Here is a 20,106-nt window from a genome sequence, read left to right as displayed (position 1 = left end):
CGGCGGTCCCGGCCCGGCTTCCGTGCGCGAGCGGACCGCAGCGCCGGATCAGCGCGTCGAGACCGCCGTACCCGCGGCCCTCAGACCTCGTCCTCCGCGCCGACCGCCCAGCGCGGCCGGATCGTCGACGAGGCGGGCCGATGACCGTGCGGGGGCGTCGGGCCGCCGGCGGGCCGAGCCGGCCAGGCGGTTCTCGGCCGAACGCCGATGCCCGTGCGGGTGGTGCCCCGAATCAGCAGGTTTCAGCGCTTGATGGTGACGACCATCTGCGGCAGTACTCTGCTGGCGATGGAGCCAGAGGGCACGCTTCCTATGCGGACTGCACCCATGGCGCGGTAGAAGGGCTCGGCATTCGGGTCCGCGTCGATCGTGAGTCGGGTGAATCCCAGGTCTCGTCCAGCTGCGATGGTGTGTTTGAACAACTGGCGACCGATCCCTTCCCCAATGGCCTGCGGCTCGACAAACATCATGCCCAAAACGCCTGTGGGCGGCTCTCCCTCAAGGGTCGTGAAGCCCAGGATGCGGCCATCTCTGTCAGCCACCGTGGCTCGTCGGCGTGCAACCTCGTGCTCGGCAACTGTCAGCTCGTCGCGACAGGCTTTCAGGAAGTCGGCGTCATATCCCCAATGCGCCTTGGAGCGCAGTGCCAGGTCGGTGAGCACGGCGGCTTCCGTGGCCCGTGCAGGCCTGATCAGCATGTCCATCTACGTCCCCCACTCAGGTGTAGGTCTTTCGATCTTCCCACCCTGCAGTTGTGCGGGGACAGTGCGCCGTGGCCCCTGGCGGGACAGGACGAGCGTTCAGCAGGCCGTTACCGGAGGCTCGGCTTGGTAGCACCGTCGGTCGCGGATGAGGGCCCACAGAACGTTGACGCGTCGGCGGGCGAGTGCGAGGACGGCCTGGATGTGGCTCTCGGGGCTCCCCCGCATCCGGCTGCACGACGCCCGGCACGGCTGCGCCACCCTGCTGTTCGCCGCCGGGGTGCCGGCGCGCGTGGTGATGGAGATCCTGGGGCACTCGCAGATCGCCGTCACCATGAACATCTACACCCATGTGTCGGACGACAACCGGCGCGAGGCGATGGGACACATGGACCGGCTCTTGCGACGTCGCCGCCGGTCAAACTGAGGGACTGCCGTCAAATCCTGCCGTCAATGCCCCCGCGGCGGCTCGCTGCGGGGGCCTTCGTGCTGGTGGGCGCGGACGGTTTCGAACCGCCGACATCTGCTTTGTAAGCCTGGTGGCCAGGGTCGTCGAGGGTGCGCAGGTCAAGTCAGGTTTGCCGGTCCCCAGCTCAGCAAGGTATGTGGACTGCAGCGAGCCGTCGTTGACCGCGGCTGACCGTCTGATGTGGCACGGTTGTGGCACGGCACCTCGTGATCTGTAGCTGCTGCGCGATGGAATCTAGAGCCCCCTCCTTCACCTGTGATGCTCGACTGCTAGCGTCCGGCACCATGTGGGCTCAAGAGATCGTGGCCGGCCGACCGGCTTGGCGGCACACCCCCTCCGGTGTGGCCTTCCGTGCCGTTCCCGGTGGGACGTTCCGGATGGGCTTGTCCGACGCGGAACTGGACGCGGTCCGTGCCATCGAGCGAGCCGACGGCGCCGATGACGACCTCGAACCGTTCTTCGCTGGTGCCGTCCAAGCCCGGCCGGTGCGTGAAGTGCGGGTCGAGCCATTCATGATCGCTCGGCATCCGCTTACGGTCGCGCAGGTACGGCACTGGCTACCCGACTATGAGGACAGCTTCGCTGACTCGGCTTCGAGCACGGCCCGGTTCCAGGACGACTTGGACGACCTGCTTGCGACGTTGCCCTTCCGACTGCCCAGCGAGGCGGAGTGGGAGTACGCGGCTCGGGCAGGCACGACCACCCTGACCTTCCGCGGTGATGAGAGGCCGGACGAGGGCCAGGTGCTCGACGACTTCGCCGACGAGGAGCGCACTGCCGCAGCTGAGAACGCCTTCGGGTTGGTGGCGATGGGGTCGGCGAACGAGATCTGCGCTGACGTGTGGATCCCTCATTTCGCGGACGCGCCGGTGGACGCACGTCCCCGCACCGGGGAGGGACCGCACGTGGTGCGCGGAGGTGCTGGCGACCTCTATCCGTGGCAAGGCTGCAATGAATGGCTGTTGTTGCTTTCCGCCACCCGCTATGAGATCCACGACTTCACCGCAGTCCGTCCCGTTGCACCTGTGCCAACCAGTCCGGGGTGTGCCTAGACATCGCGCGTGACAGCTGCCTTGTAAGTTCGATCGGACGGGCCTTTGGGGGACCTGACCGCCGGGGGCGTGACCGTGCTCGGTCTCTCAACGCCGTGGTCATCCGCTGTCGTTGATGTCAACTGGTGATGTCAGGTTGGATGGCCGCATGGAGCGTGTCGAGGCTGAACTGTTCACGGATGGTGGCAACAGCTCAGTGGTGCGCGTGCCCGGTGCCGCCTTCGTCCCGGATGCCGGGGCCGACGCTCAACCTTGGGCAGCAGCAGCTCGATCACTGCCCAGAGACCGTCGTTTGCTTCCCACGGCTTCGGCCGCGCCACTCTCCACGCTCAGATCACCAGGACCGGAGCAATACAACTACCTCGCAGATCTAGAGACTTCCGAGCAAAAAAGCAGTCAATGCTGCAGCAATCAGCATCAGAATGTAGAACGAAGCCAGGAAGAAGTATGCTTGGCGACGCGGGATTGAGAGATCATTCCGATCCGTGGCGGGAACGAAGAGTCCATCGGTGAAATTCGCCAGTACTTCAGGTTTTACGAGCCGCCCACGTTCATCCTCCTCGACAGGGTTTTCCTCATCGACGAGAACGCTCACGTCGACTTCTGCGCCCGCCTTAAGGTAGAAATCGCTAAAGACGACATCTTGCCCACTGGCGGTCACGGTTGGTGGGATCGAATTACTCGAGGCGCATCGGACATTGAAAACCTCCAGGATTGGCGACTTGAACCTAATTCGAGGCAGACTGCCACTGTGGAACATGTCGCTGGTTACGTCACGACGACCGCGATTTGAAAATGCAATAGACACTATATAGGGATCGCTCAGCTCACCCCCTCCATGCTGGACCGTTAGAGCCGTCGCGAGCGGAGTTCCGCCATCATGAGGCTTCATTCGAACACGGGAGCTAGCCCAGTAGCAGACAGCCCGCTTCGACCGCCCTGCTGTCTTCGTGGCCCATGCGCCAATTCCCACACCTAAGGCCGTCACGAAAACGCTCAGGGCGGCCCAGAGCGTGCCATTCGCGTACCACGGATCCGAAGCAAGCGGCATAGCTAAACATTTAACCACACCATATCCGTCGCTGCCTCCATCAGGACTATCCGCGCATGGTTCTGTTGAACCATGCGAAAAGAGTGCAACGATTGCAGCATCATAGTGTCGCCTGATGCCTATAGGGGAGACAGTGTAAACGATCTTGAAAACCGTCGTGGCAGCGATGTCACCGTGGGTTCAAATCCCACACCCACCGCACGTGAACGGCCCCTGACCAGGTAACTCGGTTGGGGGCCGCTGTGCTCTGCGGTGCCCGCTTGTCGCCCTGATTCCCCCTGGCTTCCCGCACGTTCGGGCACGGATGGGGCACGGAACGGCGTTCGGCTCCTGAAGCGGGCTCCTTGCCGTACGCTGGAGCTCCGCTTACTTCGCCTAAGAATTGATCATGCAATAGGCGTGCCTAGTCGCTCCGGTGCGAAGAGCCGCGCGGGCTCACCTGGTGAACTCGGACGACAGGCCTCTCAAGAGAGGTCTGTTCCTTATGTCCGAAAATCCCTGGTGCATGATCTTCCTGGCGATCTGGGGTACTTTCGTCCTCCTGGGCCTGGTGGCGCTGCTGCGCTGCCGCCGCGAGGACATCGTCAAGGTCATCCGGGAGCTGCGTCGCATCATCCGCAAGTGACCCACTGAGGTCGGCGGAGCGGCTTTGGGCGGGAGCTGCCATGGGGCGAGAGATCGGGGGCCCGTAAGCTTCCCGCGACTCGGGCAGTCTCTGGACCTGCCCGCAATAGCCCGATGTGGGCCCCCGATCTTCGAGGCTCGCCCCATGGTGGCTGCCTAAAGCCGTGGAGCCGACCGCCCCAGCCCCATGCCAGCCGTCTTCTCTATGTCTGCTCGCGCCGCGCGCGTCCGGCGGCCGGGCGGAGCGGGGTGGAGACAGGAGCGTCGCCCGGCGTCAAGCCGGGCGCGCGGCGAGCGGAGCGAGCCCTTGAACCCGTAGAGAAGATTTCTACTCACACAGGCTCGGTGGCTCTGCCATCGAGTCACCTCGCTCGTGGACCTGGCGCACTGCTGGCCGGACCTGGCGTGGAAGTCGGCGTTCCTTCTGCGGGCGTGCGCGCGGTCCCGGTGTTCCGGGTCAGCGTGTATAGGTCCCAGGAGTCCGGGTCGCCGATGTACACGTACAGCGTCGGGTGCTCCGGCGTTCCGCCCACGTTCCAATCGTCCATGCTGCAGCCGTCGAACGACACCGTGGCCTTCTGGGTCCACAGGCTGTCGCCAGCGTCGTACTCCCAGGTGCCGACACCCGTGCAGTCGCGCACCACGTCGTTGAAGTCGTCATCGAAGTAGTACGTGTTGACACCGGTCGCCGTGGCCGTGCCGTCTGACGCGAAAGTGAGCGTGCCGCCCTGCCCGTCGGTCCACGTGCCGGCGATGCGTTCCTCGCTCAGCCGCGGCGGCCGGTACTCCTCAATAAGGCCGGTGTACACGGCGATGCCGCCGAGCAGCGCGGTCGCGACGACGGCGAGCGTCCCGTACAGCGCGACCCACCCGAACATCGCACCGCCCGGGACATACCGACGGTCCGGCAGGAGGAGCCTGCGGGCTACCAGCACCGGCACAATCAGCACCGCCGTGCCCACGAGCCACCCCCATACGATCGGCAAGAGGTCCGGTCTCGCTCCCGCGGCCGCGTACCGGGCGGCGAGCGGCGCGGCCACGACAGCGGCCGTCACCGGCGGAACCCACCACCAGACCTCGCGTCCCGAGAACCTGCGTCCGAGCCACCCCGCCAGTGCGAGGACAGGCATCACGACGCCCACCGACACCGCGAGGCCGACCACTGCTCCGGCCGCCGCGAAGAACGGCAGGAGCACTAGCCCCAACGCGGAGTAGCCGCTCGGGGCTTCTTGAGCCAACCTCAGAAAGAAGCTCACGATCATGCCGATCACAGCCTCGACGAACAGCACTGACATGGAGCTCAGCAGCACCGCACCAAACCGACCGCGCACCCCCGGCACTGGTCGTAGCCCTCTCCCCGTTGCCGTTGCTGTACTCATTGCGCATCCCCTCCCGGGCGGAATACTCCACCGGCCGGGAGAGCTCTGCGCACCCGGGGGTCCTACGTCGGTGACGGCAGCGCGGCCAACGACGACTCTGTTGCTGAATTGCCTGCAGAGGCACGGGCAGGTCGGCATGATCGTTGGTGCGGTCGTTCTGTCTGCTCCGGCCGCAGGGGGTTGGCGCGGTGTCCATGCGGCCGGGGGGATTGCCGTCCATTCCTGAACAGACGGCCAGAACGGCCCGTGCGGCCTTCCCTGGTGGGAGCCTGCCCATGCGCGTGCGTGACCACCTTGCCGAGGTTTTCGACGACGCGTTGTTCACCGATGCGTTTCCCGATCGTGGGGCTCCCGCCCAGTCTCCGGCCCTGCTCGCGCTGGTGACGGTGCTGCAGTTCACGGAGAACCTGACCGACCGGCAGGCGGCGGACGCGTCGCGGGATCGCCTGTCGTGGAAGTACGCGCTGGGCGCGGAGCTCTCCGATGCAGGCTTCGACTTCTCCGCGCTGTCGAAGTTCCGTGCCCGGCTGGTCGGGCACGGCCTGGAGCGGACACTCTTCGACAGGCTCGTCGAGCACTGCCGCGAGGCCGGGCTGATCAAGGCCGGTGGCAAGCAGCGCACGGACTCCACCCATGTGATCAGCGCGGTCCGTGACCTGAACCGGACCGAGCTGGCCGGGGAGAGTGTGCGGGCCGCTCTGGAGGCGCTGGCGGTGGCGGCGCCGTCCTGGCTGGCCGGCGTGATCGACGTCGCCGAGTTCGCCGAACGCTACGGGCCGCGCGTGGATGGCTGGACGATGCCGGGCTCGAAGACCAAGCGGGACCGGCTTGCCCAGGTCTTCGGCCAGGACGCGCTGGTCCTGTGCCGGGCCGCCTGGTCCGACACCGCGCCGGTGTGGGTCCGCGAGATCGAGGCGGTGGCCCTCCTGCGGCAGGTCATGGTGCAGACCTACATCATCCGTACCGATGGCCGGGGACGGGAGGTGATCAAGAAGCGGGACGCCGACGACAGCGGGGTCCCGCCCGGCCATATCCGCCTGGCCTCCCCGTACGACCCCGACGCCCGCTGGTCGGCCAAGGGCGACGACCTGTTCTGGCTCGGATACAAGGTCCACCTCACCGAGACCTGCGACACCCTCCCCGAAGCCGAAGCCGAAGCCGAAGCCGTGAGGCTTCCATTACGGCTGATCACGGATGTCCACACCACCGAGGCGACCGTTCCGGACGTCAAGGCCACCGCGCCCATCCAGCAGAACCTGGCCGAGCGGCAGGTCGCACCGGGCGAGCACTACCTCGACTCCGGATACCCCTCCGTCGACCTGGTCGTGGAAGCGGCGGGCCGGGGCATCGGCATGGTCACCCCGCTCCTGGCCGACCACTCCCCGCAGGCCAAGGCCGCCGAGGGCTTCGCCAAGAGCGCCTTCCGCGTCGCCTGGAAGGCCCGCCAGGTCCACTGTCCCCAGGGGGCCACCAGCGCCGGCTGGTACCCGGTCACCCAGCACCGACGAGACGCCATCGTGATCGAATTCGCCCGAGCCGACTGCCGTCCCTGTCCCTCCCGGACCAACTGCACCAGCTCGGTCCGCGGTACCCGCATGCTCACCCTGCGTCCCCGTGAACTCCACGAACGCACCACCACAGCCAGAACCGAACAGGACACCGAGTCCTGGAGGGCCAAGTACGCCCTCCGCGCCGGCATCGAGAGCACCGTCAACCAGGCCCTCGACGTCACCGGCATCCGCCAGGCCCGCTACCGCGGGCTACCGAAAGTCACCCTCCAACACGCCTTCTCCGCCACCGCCCTCAACATCGTCCGCCTCGACGCCTGGTGGACCACCAACCCACTACGCAAGCCCCGCACCAGCCGACTGCAGCGCCTCAGCCACCAACTCGCCGGCTGAAGGATTCAGCAACAGAGTCAACGACTTCGACAAAGTCGCCGTCTGCTACCAGAGAGTCTTTGACTCAGGAGACCAGGACAGGCGTCGACTGCACTGGACGCCGATTCGTCAAGCCACACCCGAGACCCGACACACCGGCTCGGCGCCTGGGGTCGCCTCGTGATCGTCCCTGTTGGAGGTCAGAACCGACGGATACCCTGGTCCCCGCCAGTCGATGAGTCGGGGAGTGTGCCGAGGGGATGGAAACGAAGTCTGCGCGGGTGTACCGGACGATCCGTGAGTGGGTCGCGTCTGGGGAGCTGCCGCCTGGCTCCAAGCTGCCCTCTGAGCGCACCTTGGTCGACGACTTGGACATCGGCCGGACCCAGCTCCGGCGAGTCCTCGCGAAGCTCGTCGCCGAACGGGTGTTGGAAGTCCACGGGCGCAGCTCGTACCGGATTCCCTCCCGTGATGTGACCACTGAGCCCCCCGCGGAGTTGGAGCCGTGGCAGATCCATGGTGAGCGGACGATCTACGACAACCGTTGGGTGAAGCTCGGGCTGGTCGACGTCGAGCCGCCTGGTGTCGAGCGCTTCGAGCATCACGTCGTGCGCCTGCATCACGTCTCGATCGCGGCGATCCTCGATGACCGGGACCGTGTGCTCATGCTGTGGCGCTACCGCTTCGTTCCGAACCGCTTCGGCTGGGAGCTCCCTGGCGGCATCGTGGACGAGGGCGAAGATCCCAGGACGACCGCTCTGCGTGAGGTCGAGGAAGAGACCGGCTGGCGCCCGGAGTCCCTGGAGCACGTGGTCACCTACCAGCCCATGGTGGGCATGGTCGATTCACCTCACGAGATCTTCGTCGGGCACGGCGCCGAGCACGTCGGCGACCCCACGGACCTCGAGGAGGCCGGCCACGTTGCCTGGGTGCCGCTCTCCGATATCCCGGGCCTGATGGCCCGCGGTGAGCTGATGGGGTCGGGCACCCTCGTTGCGCTTCTCCACGTACTGGCCTCGCGGGGCGGCGACGCGGTCAAAGCCTCTGCGTGAGCTGTTCTATGCGTCGTCGATGCCGCACGGAGCTGGTGCGATTCGCCAGCAGGCGCGCTTGCCGCAGATGCTCCTGCGCCTGGTCGAGCTCGCCGCGGCTCAGGTGTGCTTGAGCGAGATCGCACCGGAGCCCGGACGTCGCTCGTACGAACGTGGGGTCCGCGTTCTCAAGCGCGGCGTACAGGCTGTCGAGCGCGTCATCCTCACCGATGAGCGCGAGTGCGTTCCCTCGCCAGCGGGCAAGGTGTCCGCTGTTCAGGAAGATGCTCAGCATGTCCGGGTCGCGGGCCTCGTCGCCGTCCGGGAGGCATGCTGCGGCCTGGTCGAGGGCCCGCCGGCACTCGTCGGCCAACCCTGCCTTCGCGCTCAGTTCGGCCTCGGCTGCGAACAGCCAGGCACGAAGCCGCGGGGACGCCTTGGAACCTGCCAGGCGATGGGCCTCACGCACGAGTTGCACCGCCATGTCCGAACGCCCGGCGTCGTTGAGCACGTATGCCTGCTCGGCAGTGGCGTGAGCCAGGTACATAGGCTCTTCGGCCTCTTGGGCGGCACGCTTGCCCAGCTCGTAGTTCCGCCATGCTCGTTCGACCGCGCCCGCATCGAGGGCCTGCCACGCTGCCAGGGTCGCGGCCCCAGCGAGTGCGCGAGCCACCGGACGGCGCGTGTCCGGCAGCACCGCGAAGGTGAGCGCGTCTTCCAGAGTGGTCAGGTGGCCGGTCATCTGATCGACAAGGCTCGATGCGCCCATCTGCCGGTCGACGGTTCTCAGTAGCTCGGTCTGGTCCATGAACGTTTTCACCATGGTCAGACTGACGCTGCGCGCTGAGTCGATGCGGCTGATCAGTTCATCGTAGCCGCCTACCTCGGGCACACCCGACGGCGATGCCTGCCGGCCGAACAGCTCGTCGTCCGTGACGCCCAGCAGCGGGCGAAGGATGTCCGCGTACCGATCGCCCAGCGACCGCCTGTCGTTCTCCCACTCGGACACGTACACACGCAGGCTTGCCGTCGCCGCGATGCTCAGCATGTGCCGCCCGGCGTACCGCTCGATCTCCCGTATCAGTCGCTCTTGCGACCAGCCTCGCGCCGTTCGTAACTCTCGTAGCCGGTTGGACACTTGCACCGCCCCCGCGCACGTTGCCGTCAGCCTTCACAGCAGCATGCCTCACATAGGCCCAGGTCCGCAGGGGTTAACCGGTCCGAGTTAAGTCCTGTTGGCTACCGCCTCGTTGATGCGCGCGGTTCCCTAGAAGCGTCAACAGATGGCCAGTTGAGACGAACCAGACGGAGACAGCATTGACATCTGGTGCGCACCAGATGCACGCTACTGGTGCGCACCAGATGGGGCGCACTGGGCCGTTGGCGCTGTCGACGGCTGCCATCAGCACTCGCAGGAAGCGGCGCCCTACCGCCAAGCAAGCCGCCGCTTCCGCCCCTACAAGGGAGCTTCCATCATGCCATCGTTCAAGATCGACACATCGACCGCTGTCGTGTTCGTTGCGGTCGAACCGCAGTTGAAGGTCATCAACAAGCAGACCGGTGAGATCGCGGTCGACCGGGAGTCCGGGGCGAAGATGATGACGGTCGGCCTGACCGTCGCCGACGAGGGTGAGGCGAACCTCCTCAACGTCTCGGTCCCGGAGACCGGAGTTCCGGAGGGGATCACGCTCGGGATGCCGGTCAAGGTCGTCGGCCTCAAGGCCCGGGACTGGGAGCGGGACGGGCGGCACGGTATCGCGTTCCGCGCGGTCGCTCTGGTCGCTCCGTCCTCGAAGGGCTGAGTGGCCGTGTCGAACACGACTTTCGTCGTCTTAGCCCTGGTGGCGGTCGCTGCGGCTCTGGTGCTGCGGCGGCTGCGCCCGGCCTGGTACTGGCTGAGCATCGGTGTCACGCTCGCCATGGTCCGGGTGGTGGTCCGCTACGCGTCGGTCATGGACGCGTGTGGGCTGACCGTCCCGCCGTCCCGGCTGCGGCTCACTCTCGCCCGGCTCGCCCGGCGGCCGGCCCCCGATCCCCGGGCCCCGCGGATCCTGCGGATGCGTCCGACGCGTACCGGGCTGGTGCTGCGGCTGAAGCTCCAGCCGGGGCAGGACGCCTTCGACTTCGCCGCTTCGACGGACCGGCTGCGGCACTCCTTCTCCATGCACGGCGTCGCCTCGCGTGAGATCAAGTCCGGGGTGGTCGAGCTGCGGATGACCGGCTACGACGTGCTGCGGCGCGTTCAGATGCCGGTGAGCGTCGAGACGACCGGGCTGCGGGTGCCGGTCGCCTTGCGGGAGGACGGAGAAGTCCACTTCCGGGACTACCGGGAGGTGCCGCACGCGCTGAACCTGGGCGCGACCCTGTCGGGGAAGTCGGTCTACCAGCGCAACCTGGTCAAGGAACTCGCCCCCCGCCATGTCGCGCTGGTGGGTATCGACTGCAAGGAGGGTGTGGAACTCGCCCCGCTGGCCCGCCGCTTCTCCGCCCTCGCCGACAACCCGGACGACGCTGCCGAACTGCTGGAAGCCCTGGTGGGGCGGATGGCGGACATCTACCAGGTGATCCGGCGCGAGCAGCGGATCAGCTCGGACACGCCGGATGCGGAGATCACGGCCGACATCTGGGGCCTGCCCGAGGAAGTGCGGCCGGTGCCGGTCGTCCTCTTCGTCGACGAGGTCGCGGAGCTGGCCCTGTTCTCCACCACAGCGGAGAAGAAGCGCCGCGAGCGGATCGTCACCGCGCTCGTGCGCCTGGTGCAGCTCGGCCGCGCCGCCGGCATCTACGTCGAGATCTGCGGCCAGCGCTTCGGCGCCGAACTCGGCGACGGCATCACGATGCTCCGGGCCCAGCTCACCGGTCGCGTCTCGCACCGGGTCAACGATGAAGCCTCCGCCAAGATGGCGTTCGGCGACATCTCCCCCGACGCGGTCCTGGCGACCACACAGATCCCGGTCGAGCGGCCCGGTCTGGCCGTTGCCGGTGACTCCTCGGGCGGCTGGGTCCGCATCCGCACCCCGTTCACGACGCTCCGCCAGGCCGTGAACACCTGCGCCGCCCACGCCCACCGCGCCCCGGCCCTCGACGGCCTGGAGCGCTTCCGCCCGGCCCTTTCCGCCCCGGCACCGGCCGAGATCCCCGCCCCGGGCTCGGCTCCCGTCACCGCCTGACCGTTCCCCTCTGCTTCACGGTCGGCGCGACCGTCACGCGCCAGGTCCCTACCCCCGCCATGCCAACCGGCAGCCCGCCGGGGCCCGACGACCACCCCGCCGTACGCCGTCCGGCCCCGGCCCGACCCCCTTCAAGGAGGTGAAGACCCATGTTCCGCAAGGTCCGCCTGGACGCCGTTCTCGTCCAAGCCGTCATCGCCGGGGCACTGTCCTTCGCCCACCTGCACGACCTCGCCGCCGCCGCGGGCCAGGACGGATGGAAGGCGTGGGCCTACCCCGTCTCCGTCGACCTGCTCCTCGTCGCGGCCTGGCGCCGCCTGCGCCTCCTGCGCGACCAGGGCGAACCGGCCCGCGCGGCCTGGTCCTGGTTCGCCGTCGCCCTGGCGGCCTCGCTCGGCGCCAACGTCGCCACCGCGGGCCTCCTCGACCTCAACGACGTACCGGACTGGCTCCGCATCCTCGTCGCCGGATGGCCCGCCCTGGCCTTCCTCGGCGGCACCCTCCTCGTCCACACCCCCACCACCCCGACCACTGCCGCCACCGACGGCGTCAAGCCCGAGCCGCTGCCCGTGGTCGAGCCGGTGACTGTGCCGGCCCAACCGGAGCACGCCCCGCAGAACCCTGCCGCAATGCCGGTGCCGGATGCGGTCGAGCCCGCCGAGCCCGTTCCGGCGCTGCCCGCCGCACCGCCCGCGGACGTGCCGCCCGCCCTCGTCGACCACGCCCGCAAGCTCGCCGACTCCCACCGCGCCTCGACCGGCACCCCGATCGACGCCGCGACCCTGCGCGACCGCCTCGGCCTGCCCGGCCCGATGGCCGACCAGCTCGCCGCCCACCTCACCTGACCTCGAAGGGAGCACCACCGTGACCCGTGACCCAGCCGACCTGACCGCCGCCGACTACCTCGACGGCGCCCGCGAGATGAGCGCCGCCAACCGGCCCTACCTCGCCCACCTGCTCGCCGAGGAAGCCGCCCAGCGCACCACCGACCCCGCCACCGCCGCCGGGATCCGCGCCGCCTACCCCGACCCCACCACCACCCGAACGGAGAGCGACTGACATGCCCGCCCGTGACTTCTTCCACTCCGTCATGCGGATCGGCCCCGTGCAGATCGGCACCCACCGCGACCGCCACGGCCGCACCAAATACGCCGCGGTCTGCTCCCGCGACAACTGCGGCTGGTCCGCGGACTACTCCACCCAGTCCGCCGCTCAGCTCGCCGCCCGTACCCACCGCTGCCGCATCACCGACTGAACCGGAGGACCCCACTCGTGGACGTTCCGCTCTGGCTCGCCCTGATCGTCGTCGGCGCCCTCGGCATCAAGCTCATCCGCCCGCCCTGGTGGCTCGTCGCCGTGCTCCTCCTCGGCGGCTTCCTCCTCGCCGACAGCCTCCTGGCCCCCGTCATCGACACCGCCATCAGCAAGTAGCCCACCGTCAGGAAGGAGAAGCACGCATGTTCCGACCGAAGATCCCCACCATGCCGACACCCACCGGCATCGTCACCCCGCCCGCCGTCGAGCCGACCGCGATCATCCAGGACACCCCTGCACCGGCCCCGGTACCCGTCGCCCCGGCGGCACCGGCCCGGCCCACGGTCCAGCTCACCCCCGGCACAGCGCTCGCCGTCGTCGGAGCCGGCACCGCCGTGGTCCTGGTCGTCGGCGCCGTCCTGGTCTCCATGCTCCTCGCGGTCGCCATCACCGCGGCCTCCGTCGCCGTCTGCGCCGTCGTCCTGCGCTCCCTGCTCAACAACCAGCACAAGCGCTGACCGGCCCTCCGGGCGGCCCTGAAACCGCCAAGTCTCCGCCGCCCGGACGGCTCCAGCCCCTACCCGACATCAACCGGAAGGACCACCCATCATGCCCCAGCACCGCCACACCCCGGCCCGCATCTGCCCCGCCTGCGACGGCTTCGCCTCCGCCGCGGTCACCCTCGGCGGCCGCGACCGCAACGGCCGGCGCCGCACCATCACCGCCCACTGCCGCACCTGCCAGGGCACCGGCACCGTCCCGCCCCTGCGCCAGCTCCTCAAGGACGCCGCCGACGCCGCGTTCACCCGGTGACCGCCATGGACGACCTCGCGCCTGACTCCGGCCTGCCTGGCGTGCACATCGCCAAGCCTGCCCGGGACTTCCCCGCGACCGGGTCCTACGCCTGCTGCTGCGGAACCGCCCGCCAGACCACCGGTGACGACAACGTCCGCGATCTGGTCGCCGAGTGGATCGACCACCGCAACACCTGCCCCCACCGCTAACCCCCCGGGGCACCAGCCGCCGTTCTGCCGACTGGTGCCCCGGCCTCTTCCCCCGTCCTCTGGAAGGAGGCCCCACCACCGTGACCACGACCGCACCACCCCCGCTGCGTGACCTCGCCTTCCTCGCCTCGCTCGGCACCATGCCCGGCCTCATGCGCCAGCTCCGCGGCCTCGGCGGCTGCACCACCCCGATCCGCCTCGACGGCCACCGCACCGACGTCCACACCACGACCGGCGAGATCCTGCACCACCTCACCGCCAGCGACCTGCCCGCCGGACACCTCCTCGTACGCTGCAACAACCGCCGCACCACCCGCTGCGCCGCCTGCGCCGAGACCTACCGCCGCGACACCTACCAGCTCATCACCGCGGGCCTGCGCGGCGGCAAAGGCACCCCCGAGGAAGTGGCCACCCACCCCCGGGTGTTCGCCACCTTCACCGCCCCCAGCTTCGGCCCCGTCCACAACCGCCCCACCCGCGGCCGCTGCCGCTGCGGCACCCAGCACCCGGCCGACGCACCCGAACTGGGCACCCCGCTCGACCCCGACACCTACGACTACGAAGCCGCCGTCCTCTGGAACGCGCACGCCTCCAAGATCTGGGCCCGGTTCTCCATCTACCTGCGCCGTGAAGTCGCCAAGCGCGCCGGCCTCTCGCAACGGGCCTTCAAGGAGCACGCCCGTGTGTCGTTCGCCAAGGTCGCCGAGTACCAGCGCCGCGGCGCCATTCACTTCCACGCCGTGATCCGCCTCGACGGCCCCGAGGGCGGCGACACCCCGCCCCCGGCCTGGGCAAGCGCCGAACTTCTCACCGACGCCATCCGCGCCGCCACCACCGCCGCCCACGTTCCCGGCCCCGTCATCGACCGGCGTGCCCACACCTTCGCCTTCGGCACCCAACTCGACATCCGGCCCATCCGCACCGCCGACCTTGGAGCAGGCACCGAACTGACCGAACGCGCCGTTGCCGCCTACATCGCCAAGTACGCCACCAAGGGCGCCGAAACAGCGACCGGCACCCTCGACCGCCCCCTCAAGTTCCTCGCCGAACTCGCCCGCAAGTCCATCCCCGAACACGCCCAACGGCTCATCCGCACCGCCTGGACCCTCGGCGCCCGCAAAGACCTCGAAGACCTCCGCCTCCGCGCCTGGGCCCACATGCTCGGCTTCCGCGGCCACTTCTCCACCAAAACCCGCCGCTACTCCACCACCCTCGGCGCCCTCCGCACCGCCCGCGCCGAATGGCGACGCCTCCAAGCCGCCATCGCCCGCGGCGACCAGAACCCGACGGCCGACCCCACCGACGACGACACCACCCTCGTCCTCGCCCACTGGGCCTTCGCCGGCACCGGACTCACCCGCAGCGAGGAATGGCTCGCCGCCTCACTCACACACGACCCGTAGGAAGGGGATTGCGCATGACCGACCAGCTACTCACGGTGGACGAGGTGGCCGAGCGTCTCGGGACCACGGTCCGCTTCCCACGGCGGCTCATTGCCGAGCGCCGCATCGTGTTCGTCAGGGTGGGGCGGCATGTCCGTATCCCCGAGCGGGCTTTGGACGAGTACGTGGCTGCCAACACCGTCCAGCCGGTCACCGTCCGCCGCCGGTTCGGGGCGGTGGCCTGATGGCGAACAGCAAGGGCAAGCGGCGCCGCTTCGGTGCGGTGCGCAAGCTGCCGTCGGGACGCTTCCAGGCGCGCTACCAGGGGCCGGACGGGCTGACGCGTTCGGCGCCCGAGACGTTCCCGTCTCAGACCGATGCCGACCGGTGGCTCGTCCGCAAGGAAGCGGAGATCATCGACGGACGATGGAAGAACCCGGACGACAAGGTTCTCTTCGGGGTCTACGCCGACGCCTGGTTCAAGGAGCGCGACTACGCCGCGACCACCCGTGAGCGCAACGGCAGTGCGCTGCGGCTCCACATCCTGCCGACGTTCGCGAACGTGGTGCTGAGCGAGATCACCACACCGCAGATCCGGCGCTGGCGTGCCGGGCTGCTGGAATCCGGTGTGGGTGAGCCGACGGTCGTCAAGGCGTATCAGGTCCTCCGGGCCATCATGAACACCGCCGTCGACGACGAGCTGATCCAGCGCAACCCGTGCCGCATCAAGGGCGCGGGGGCGGCCAAGACAGCGGAACGACCCTTCCTCGAGGTCTCCGAGGTCTTCCGGCTCGCCGATTCCGTGCCGCCGCGCTTTCGGGTGCTCATCCTCCTGGCGGCGTTCACCGGCCTGCGCTTCGGTGAGCTGGCCGCACTCCAGCGCCACGACGTCGACCTCGAGCGGCGAACCGTCGCCGTGCGGCGTGCACTGGCGGAGACGCGGACGGATGGCATCGTGGTGAAGACGCCCAAGAGCGCGGCCGGCGTGCGCACCGTGGCCTTCCCGGCCTCGCTGACCGCGGAGCTGACCGCGCATCTCGCCGCGTACGCCGAGCCCGGCCGTACCGGGTCGGTGTTCACCGGGGAGCGGGGCGGCCAGCTCCGCCGGAACAACTTCCGCCGCCTGTGGCTGCGGGCCCTGAAGACGACCGGGCTGGGGGACGTGCACTTCCACGATCTGCGCCACACCGGGAACACTCTCGCCGCGACCGGTGGTGCCACGACGCGCGAGCTGATGCAGCGGATGGGGCACTCCTCGGTGCGGGCCGCGCTGATCTATCAGCACTTGGTGAACGGCCGTGACCACGTCATCGCCGCGCACGTCGACGAGCAGATCAGGAAGGTGCGGCCGGCAGAGTCCGACGAGCCATCTGGCACGTGACTGGCACGGCGCCCCCCGTACCGCCTCCGCGGCTGGGGAACGGACAAGGCCCAGGCTTCCGGAATCCGCCGGATGACCTGGGCCTTTGTTGTGCCTCTGCACTGGTGGGCGCGGACGGTTTCGAACCGCCGACATCTGCTTTGTAAGTTCGACCGGCCGACTCACGCATCTGCGGCCGGTCTCACCCCCGCGGCACGACCAATGCGCGAACGAGTACTGACGGGTGTCCTCGTGCGTCTGCGTTGCCGTCAGGTACTGCCGTCACCTCCAGCAACAACCTGAGTACGGGCATCACTGCGCCTTCCGAGCGCAGCTTGCTCTGAGCAGCGACAACGTGTGCCAGCTCGACGCTACCGGGCGGGCCCGGTTGCGGCGTGCAGTACCGCGCTGCTGGCCAGCCAAAGTCCCCCTTTCAAGAGACCTGCGTGGAGTCAGGGAGGAAGCCTGCTGGATCTGCTGGGTGTACGCGGACGGCGCACATCGACGACATTGGCTGACGTGAGGGCGGCAGCAAGCGGTGAAGACGACCACACGGCGGCCGGGCCGAGCTCTGCCCTGTGTCAGTGGTGGGCCCTACCTTGAGAACAGCACCTTCCTCGCATTGCTATCGGGTGGGGGACATCTGTGGCGAACGGCGTCTGGCACGTAGAACTGGGAATCGAGATTGACCTCACGCTTGAGGACCTCGGGCACCCCGAGATGCCCGATCTGTGGGAGGTGCTCTGCAGAGACAGGCGGCCGGTAGGGCAGCGTGGGCTGCAATGCCTGGAATGCCGCGAAGAGCGCCCTCACTGCCCCGAGTGGATGTTCCTACGTATCCGGCGCGGGCAGCGAGAGGCCGTGCACTTCAACTCGTCCGTCGGAAAGCATCCCGCCAAGTCAGAGAGCGATGAGCACAAGGCCCTGAAGGAGCGCATCGCCACGACGGGCGATCGGGAAGGGTTCCGCGTCGTCACCGAAGACCGCGCCAACGACGGTGCCCGACGCACCGATGTCACCGTTATCGGGGATGTCGCCGTCGGATGGGAGATCCAGGTATCGAACATCTCCGAACCCGCGGTGAGACAACGCGCAGCGCTCGCCCGTCGGGACGGTCTCGTCCCCTCTTGGACGACGTCGGCAAAGAAGCTGTCCGAGGTACTGCGCGGCGCACCATGGTCCTTGATCGTTCCCCGTCCGTGGCAGGAGATCAGAGCCGGACACGAGATCCGCGTAGCTGGTGGCGTGCGCATTCTCGAGATGCTGCACTGCTCCCGCGTTCCAGGCCCCTGCCCGGTGAAGAGGACCGGCAAGTGCAGCAACTTCCACGGCATTTGGGAGGTCTATAACCCGACTCTGGACGACTTGGTCCGCGGTTCAGCTGCCGGGGACTGGGTACCAGTCATCGTTCCGCAGAGCCGCTGGATGAACCGATTTTGGACCAGGCCGGCTGACCGGGACCTCTACGCGGCAAGTGTCGGCGGGCTGCCTACCGAGGACGACCTGATGCAGGGGAACAAGCGGCGGGCCGTCCCGTCCTCCATCAGCGAGCAGGAGATGGAGCGCATCTGCCGGTATGGGCAGAAGAGCGACCATCGATCGCCGCAGCGCGAGGTGTTTGACCGGGGGCAGCGGCTCGACGCTTCCGCGGTAACTATCCCTACGCAACGGACATACCAACCCCAGAAGCCGGTGGGTGCAGCCCCTGCCCTGCTGGACTGGAGCGCCAAGTCGCACTGGCTTCCGCAGCCTCAGCCATGCCAGTACTGCGGCAAACCAGCGAGCCTGGTAGATGACCACGGGAGACCCAGCCACAAGGTCTGCAAGGAGAAAGCAGCAGGCTGAGTCGACCCGGGGAGGTGAGGGGGCTTCTGCCCAACTCCCGCACCCTGGCCCGGAGGCTGACAGGGCTCCCTTCCTGCCATACTTGCGTACTCTGTGACATTCATCGTGACGTTGCGCAGCTAGGGGGCGGGATGGCAGCGCCGGGTGTGGGGCCGAGGTACAGCGGGCAGTCGGACCTACTTCGCGTGAGTGCGTCGGATGTGCAAAGGCTGCCTCATGGATGTGGCTTGCATGGAGCGCTGAAGGTGCGTCCCAAGCTCAAACCAACAGACTGGGTGCGCAGACGGGACGACGCACAGACATTTGTCCTCGGCATTGTCCGCGACGTAAGCCTGAGGCTGCACGATGTTCTGAGATCCTCCGACTGGGAATCGCTTAATAGGGCGGTGCAGATCGAGCTATCCCAGTATCAGTTGCACGCCGGAGACAGAAACTACATAGTCCGAGCTATTGAGAATTATCTCAACTGCCATGAAACATCAGAATCTGAACTGGGGACTCTCAGACTCCGAGTGTGTGACCCAATGGTGGTCCCAGACACCAGCTTCCCGTCAAATCAGCTGACGGTCTGGGCGCCCGTATACGACAGCGAATCTGGTGTCCGAGAAGTTCGTAAGCTCCGTTTCGGCCAAGCTCGCCCAGCGGCAAAGGATACCGAGACCTGGGCGATCACGGCGGCGCACATCGCGGGGCTGTTTCGACCTCGAGGGAATTTGGAGCGGATTCGCGTTGTAGAAGTCGGCCTGATTGACGGGTCCATGGAGACCCTATTCGACGGCAGCCCTTCAATGGCAGAGTCGCTGTATGCAGCCAAAGTATTTCCTATAGCGAGAAAGATCGCCACGTCGAATAAGCCAACTCCTGGAAATAGCTGCGGAGGATGCAAAATTGCAGGGTGCTGCACCTCTTTGGAGAAGCTAGACGGGTTTCTCGGACAGTCCCGTAAAGGTCTGGCTACCCGGTCAGTCAGCGCGCGCGACTTGGAGGTCTACGAAAAATGCCCTGCCCAATGCTACTTGATTTCGAATAACTTGCCGCCGGAATCGAATGCACCACCTTCCTCAAGGCGGGGCAGAGTCATCCATGAGTGGCTAGCTAAAGCTCATATGAGCAGCTACGGGTGCGATCCAAGTGATCTCGATGCCATTGACAGTAATTTTCCTCCTGATCTCGATGAAGGCGATTACCTGGACTCTCGTGAATATGTTACGCAGCATGCCGTTATATGCCCACTTAGAGAAGGGGCCCGGGTAATCGGGAGCGAGGTATCGGTATACGGATATGACGCCCAAGCGGATGTTGTAGTTGTCAGCAAGCCTGACTTGCTGTATGTGGATTCTGATGACACCTTCGTGATCAGAGAAACCAAGACGACTACCTTGAGTCTTCCAGGGAATACACAAGAAGCTTTTGACAGGTTCTTCGCGGTACCTTGGCTTCTTAATCTGATCGGTAGTGGGTACCGGGGTCCCTACAAGAGCGACAAAGCGCGGCTTGAGCTGGAAGTTCTGACTTCAGAGGATAGTCGTGTCTTCTCCTGGGACCTTGGCGATGCTCGACTACTGCGCATGGCAAAGGCTGAAGTGCGCCTGCGCGCCAAGAAGTGGCACCGGGATACGACCTGGAATAGCGCTCCCGGCGAGCACTGCCGGCGGTGTCCCGTCCGCGGTTGGTGTCCCGATGCGAACGCGGACGAGGCCGATGATGACCAGTTTCGCCTCCCGTGACTCCTTCAGCCGTTCAGAGCTTCTGGTAAGCCGGAGGCATGTGCATCCACTCGGTGCGGCGGCTACCCTAGGAACGATGCTCTGACACCTCGTCGGCGCACATCAGAAGTCGCCGGAGGGGGAGTTGGACGATCTGGAGCGCCCCTCTCCGAAGGGGATGGCCCTTCGGCGGCCAAG

At 67.3% G+C, this 20,106-nt stretch carries 22 protein-coding genes and 3 pseudogenes; 20 read left to right on the top strand and 5 right to left on the bottom strand.

The features are described from left to right. Nucleotides 1-242: 242 nt before the first annotated feature. The gene (locus tag FEF34_RS27450; RefSeq protein ID WP_138057750.1) at nt 243-698 is read right to left on the bottom strand and encodes a GNAT family N-acetyltransferase; all 456 of its coding nucleotides are present in this window, start codon (nt 696-698) and stop codon (nt 243-245) included. Nucleotides 699-858: 160 nt separating this feature from the next. Here FEF34_RS27450 and FEF34_RS27445 point away from each other — a divergent pair. From FEF34_RS27445 to FEF34_RS44325, 3 genes and pseudogenes are all read left to right on the top strand, one after another. Beyond that, nucleotides 859-1,128: pseudogene (locus tag FEF34_RS27445) on the top strand (tyrosine-type recombinase/integrase); the annotation flags it as partial. 419 nt (nt 1,129-1,547) lie between these two features. After that, a complete protein-coding gene (locus tag FEF34_RS27440) occupies nt 1,548-2,222 on the top strand; it encodes a formylglycine-generating enzyme family protein (RefSeq protein WP_199800661.1) in 675 nt (224 codons plus the stop codon). Between the two features lie 115 nt (nt 2,223-2,337). Beyond that, nucleotides 2,338-2,412: pseudogene (locus FEF34_RS44325) on the top strand (hypothetical protein); the annotation flags it as partial. A 25-nt stretch (nt 2,413-2,437) separates the two neighbouring features. On the opposite strand, the pseudogene FEF34_RS42115 reads toward FEF34_RS44325, so the two are convergent. Continuing rightward, nucleotides 2,438-2,542, bottom strand: a pseudogene (locus FEF34_RS42115) (IS5/IS1182 family transposase); the annotation flags it as partial. Nucleotides 2,543-2,592: 50 nt separating this feature from the next. Next, nucleotides 2,593-2,883 (bottom strand): hypothetical protein, encoded by a 291-nt coding sequence (locus tag FEF34_RS27430; protein WP_138053126.1) that lies wholly within the window; start codon nt 2,881-2,883, stop codon nt 2,593-2,595. 874 nt (nt 2,884-3,757) lie between these two features. Between FEF34_RS27430 and FEF34_RS41500 the strand changes: the two genes are divergently transcribed. Continuing rightward, nucleotides 3,758-3,898: a hypothetical protein gene (locus tag FEF34_RS41500; RefSeq protein ID WP_171052917.1), complete on the top strand. Its 141-nt coding sequence runs from the start codon at nt 3,758-3,760 to the stop codon at nt 3,896-3,898. 361 nt (nt 3,899-4,259) lie between these two features. Here the strand turns inward: FEF34_RS41500 and FEF34_RS27425 are convergent, their stop codons facing one another. Then, complete coding sequence (locus FEF34_RS27425) at nt 4,260-5,192, bottom strand: hypothetical protein (protein WP_138055532.1); 933 nt, start codon at nt 5,190-5,192, stop codon at nt 4,260-4,262. A 278-nt stretch (nt 5,193-5,470) separates the two neighbouring features. On the opposite strand from FEF34_RS27425, the gene FEF34_RS27420 reads away from it, so the two are divergent. After that, entirely contained in the window at nt 5,471-7,177 is a 1,707-nt protein-coding gene (locus FEF34_RS27420) for an IS1182 family transposase (protein ID WP_138057469.1), read from the top strand. 239 nt (nt 7,178-7,416) lie between these two features. Beyond that, nucleotides 7,417-8,208 carry an NUDIX domain-containing protein gene (locus FEF34_RS27415; RefSeq protein ID WP_138055531.1) on the top strand — a complete coding sequence of 264 codons (792 nt, stop codon included), beginning with the start codon at nt 7,417-7,419 and terminating at the stop codon, nt 8,206-8,208. Here FEF34_RS27415 and FEF34_RS27410 read toward each other — a convergent pair. Then, nucleotides 8,192-9,235, bottom strand: a complete 1,044-nt coding sequence (locus tag FEF34_RS27410) for a tetratricopeptide repeat protein (RefSeq protein WP_171053110.1) — start codon at nt 9,233-9,235, stop codon at nt 8,192-8,194. The two genes, FEF34_RS27415 and FEF34_RS27410, sit on opposite strands and share 17 nt — an antisense overlap. A 427-nt stretch (nt 9,236-9,662) precedes the next feature. Between FEF34_RS27410 and FEF34_RS27405 the strand changes: the two genes are divergently transcribed. The 14 genes from FEF34_RS27405 to FEF34_RS27340 all read left to right on the top strand — a co-directional run bounded on the left by FEF34_RS27405 (nt 9,663) and on the right by FEF34_RS27340 (nt 19,929). Next, entirely contained in the window at nt 9,663-9,989 is a 327-nt protein-coding gene (locus tag FEF34_RS27405; protein ID WP_138055529.1) for an SCO3933 family regulatory protein, read from the top strand. A 6-nt stretch (nt 9,990-9,995) separates the two neighbouring features. Further along, nucleotides 9,996-11,357, top strand: coding sequence for an FtsK/SpoIIIE domain-containing protein (locus FEF34_RS27400; RefSeq protein ID WP_138055528.1), 1,362 nt, complete (start codon nt 9,996-9,998; stop codon nt 11,355-11,357). Between the two features lie 149 nt (nt 11,358-11,506). Further along, complete coding sequence (locus tag FEF34_RS27395) at nt 11,507-12,202, top strand: DUF2637 domain-containing protein (protein WP_138055527.1); 696 nt, start codon at nt 11,507-11,509, stop codon at nt 12,200-12,202. Between the two features lie 19 nt (nt 12,203-12,221). Continuing rightward, the gene (locus tag FEF34_RS27390) at nt 12,222-12,416 is read left to right on the top strand and encodes a hypothetical protein (RefSeq protein WP_138055526.1); all 195 of its coding nucleotides are present in this window, start codon (nt 12,222-12,224) and stop codon (nt 12,414-12,416) included. Between the two features lies 1 nt (nt 12,417). Then, nucleotides 12,418-12,612 (top strand): mobile element transfer protein, encoded by a 195-nt coding sequence (locus tag FEF34_RS27385; protein WP_018892242.1) that lies wholly within the window; start codon nt 12,418-12,420, stop codon nt 12,610-12,612. A 17-nt stretch (nt 12,613-12,629) separates the two neighbouring features. Next, entirely contained in the window at nt 12,630-12,788 is a 159-nt protein-coding gene (locus tag FEF34_RS27380) for a hypothetical protein (protein WP_017947661.1), read from the top strand. A gap of 26 nt (nt 12,789-12,814) precedes the next feature. Next, nucleotides 12,815-13,129 (top strand): SpdD-like protein, encoded by a 315-nt coding sequence (locus FEF34_RS27375; RefSeq protein WP_138055525.1) that lies wholly within the window; start codon nt 12,815-12,817, stop codon nt 13,127-13,129. A gap of 91 nt (nt 13,130-13,220) precedes the next feature. Next, nucleotides 13,221-13,424 (top strand): hypothetical protein, encoded by a 204-nt coding sequence (locus FEF34_RS27370; protein WP_138055524.1) that lies wholly within the window; start codon nt 13,221-13,223, stop codon nt 13,422-13,424. 5 nt (nt 13,425-13,429) lie between these two features. Continuing rightward, entirely contained in the window at nt 13,430-13,615 is a 186-nt protein-coding gene (locus FEF34_RS27365; RefSeq protein WP_018892239.1) for a hypothetical protein, read from the top strand. Between the two features lie 140 nt (nt 13,616-13,755). After that, nucleotides 13,756-15,018 (top strand): replication initiator, encoded by a 1,263-nt coding sequence (locus tag FEF34_RS27360; RefSeq protein ID WP_138057749.1) that lies wholly within the window; start codon nt 13,756-13,758, stop codon nt 15,016-15,018. Between the two features lie 14 nt (nt 15,019-15,032). Next, on the top strand, nt 15,033-15,242 hold the full coding sequence (locus FEF34_RS27355; protein WP_138055523.1) for a helix-turn-helix domain-containing protein: 210 nt from the start codon (nt 15,033-15,035) through the stop codon (nt 15,240-15,242). After that, a complete protein-coding gene (locus FEF34_RS27350) occupies nt 15,242-16,378 on the top strand; it encodes a tyrosine-type recombinase/integrase (RefSeq protein ID WP_138055522.1) in 1,137 nt (378 codons plus the stop codon). The genes FEF34_RS27355 and FEF34_RS27350 overlap by 1 nt, the downstream gene beginning before the upstream one ends. Nucleotides 16,379-17,002: 624 nt before the next feature. Next, entirely contained in the window at nt 17,003-18,202 is a 1,200-nt protein-coding gene (locus FEF34_RS43235) for a competence protein CoiA family protein (RefSeq protein WP_234042579.1), read from the top strand. 245 nt (nt 18,203-18,447) lie between these two features. After that, nucleotides 18,448-19,929, top strand: a complete 1,482-nt coding sequence (locus FEF34_RS27340; protein ID WP_171053109.1) for a PD-(D/E)XK nuclease family protein — start codon at nt 18,448-18,450, stop codon at nt 19,927-19,929. Nucleotides 19,930-20,106: the final 177 nt, after the last annotated feature.

The sequence above is a fragment of the Streptomyces marianii genome (genome assembly GCF_005795905.1).
Taxonomy (GTDB): domain Bacteria; phylum Actinomycetota; class Actinomycetes; order Streptomycetales; family Streptomycetaceae; genus Streptomyces; species Streptomyces marianii.
Note: the sequence above shows the minus strand (reverse complement) of the source record. Positions and strands in the feature narration are given on the sequence as shown.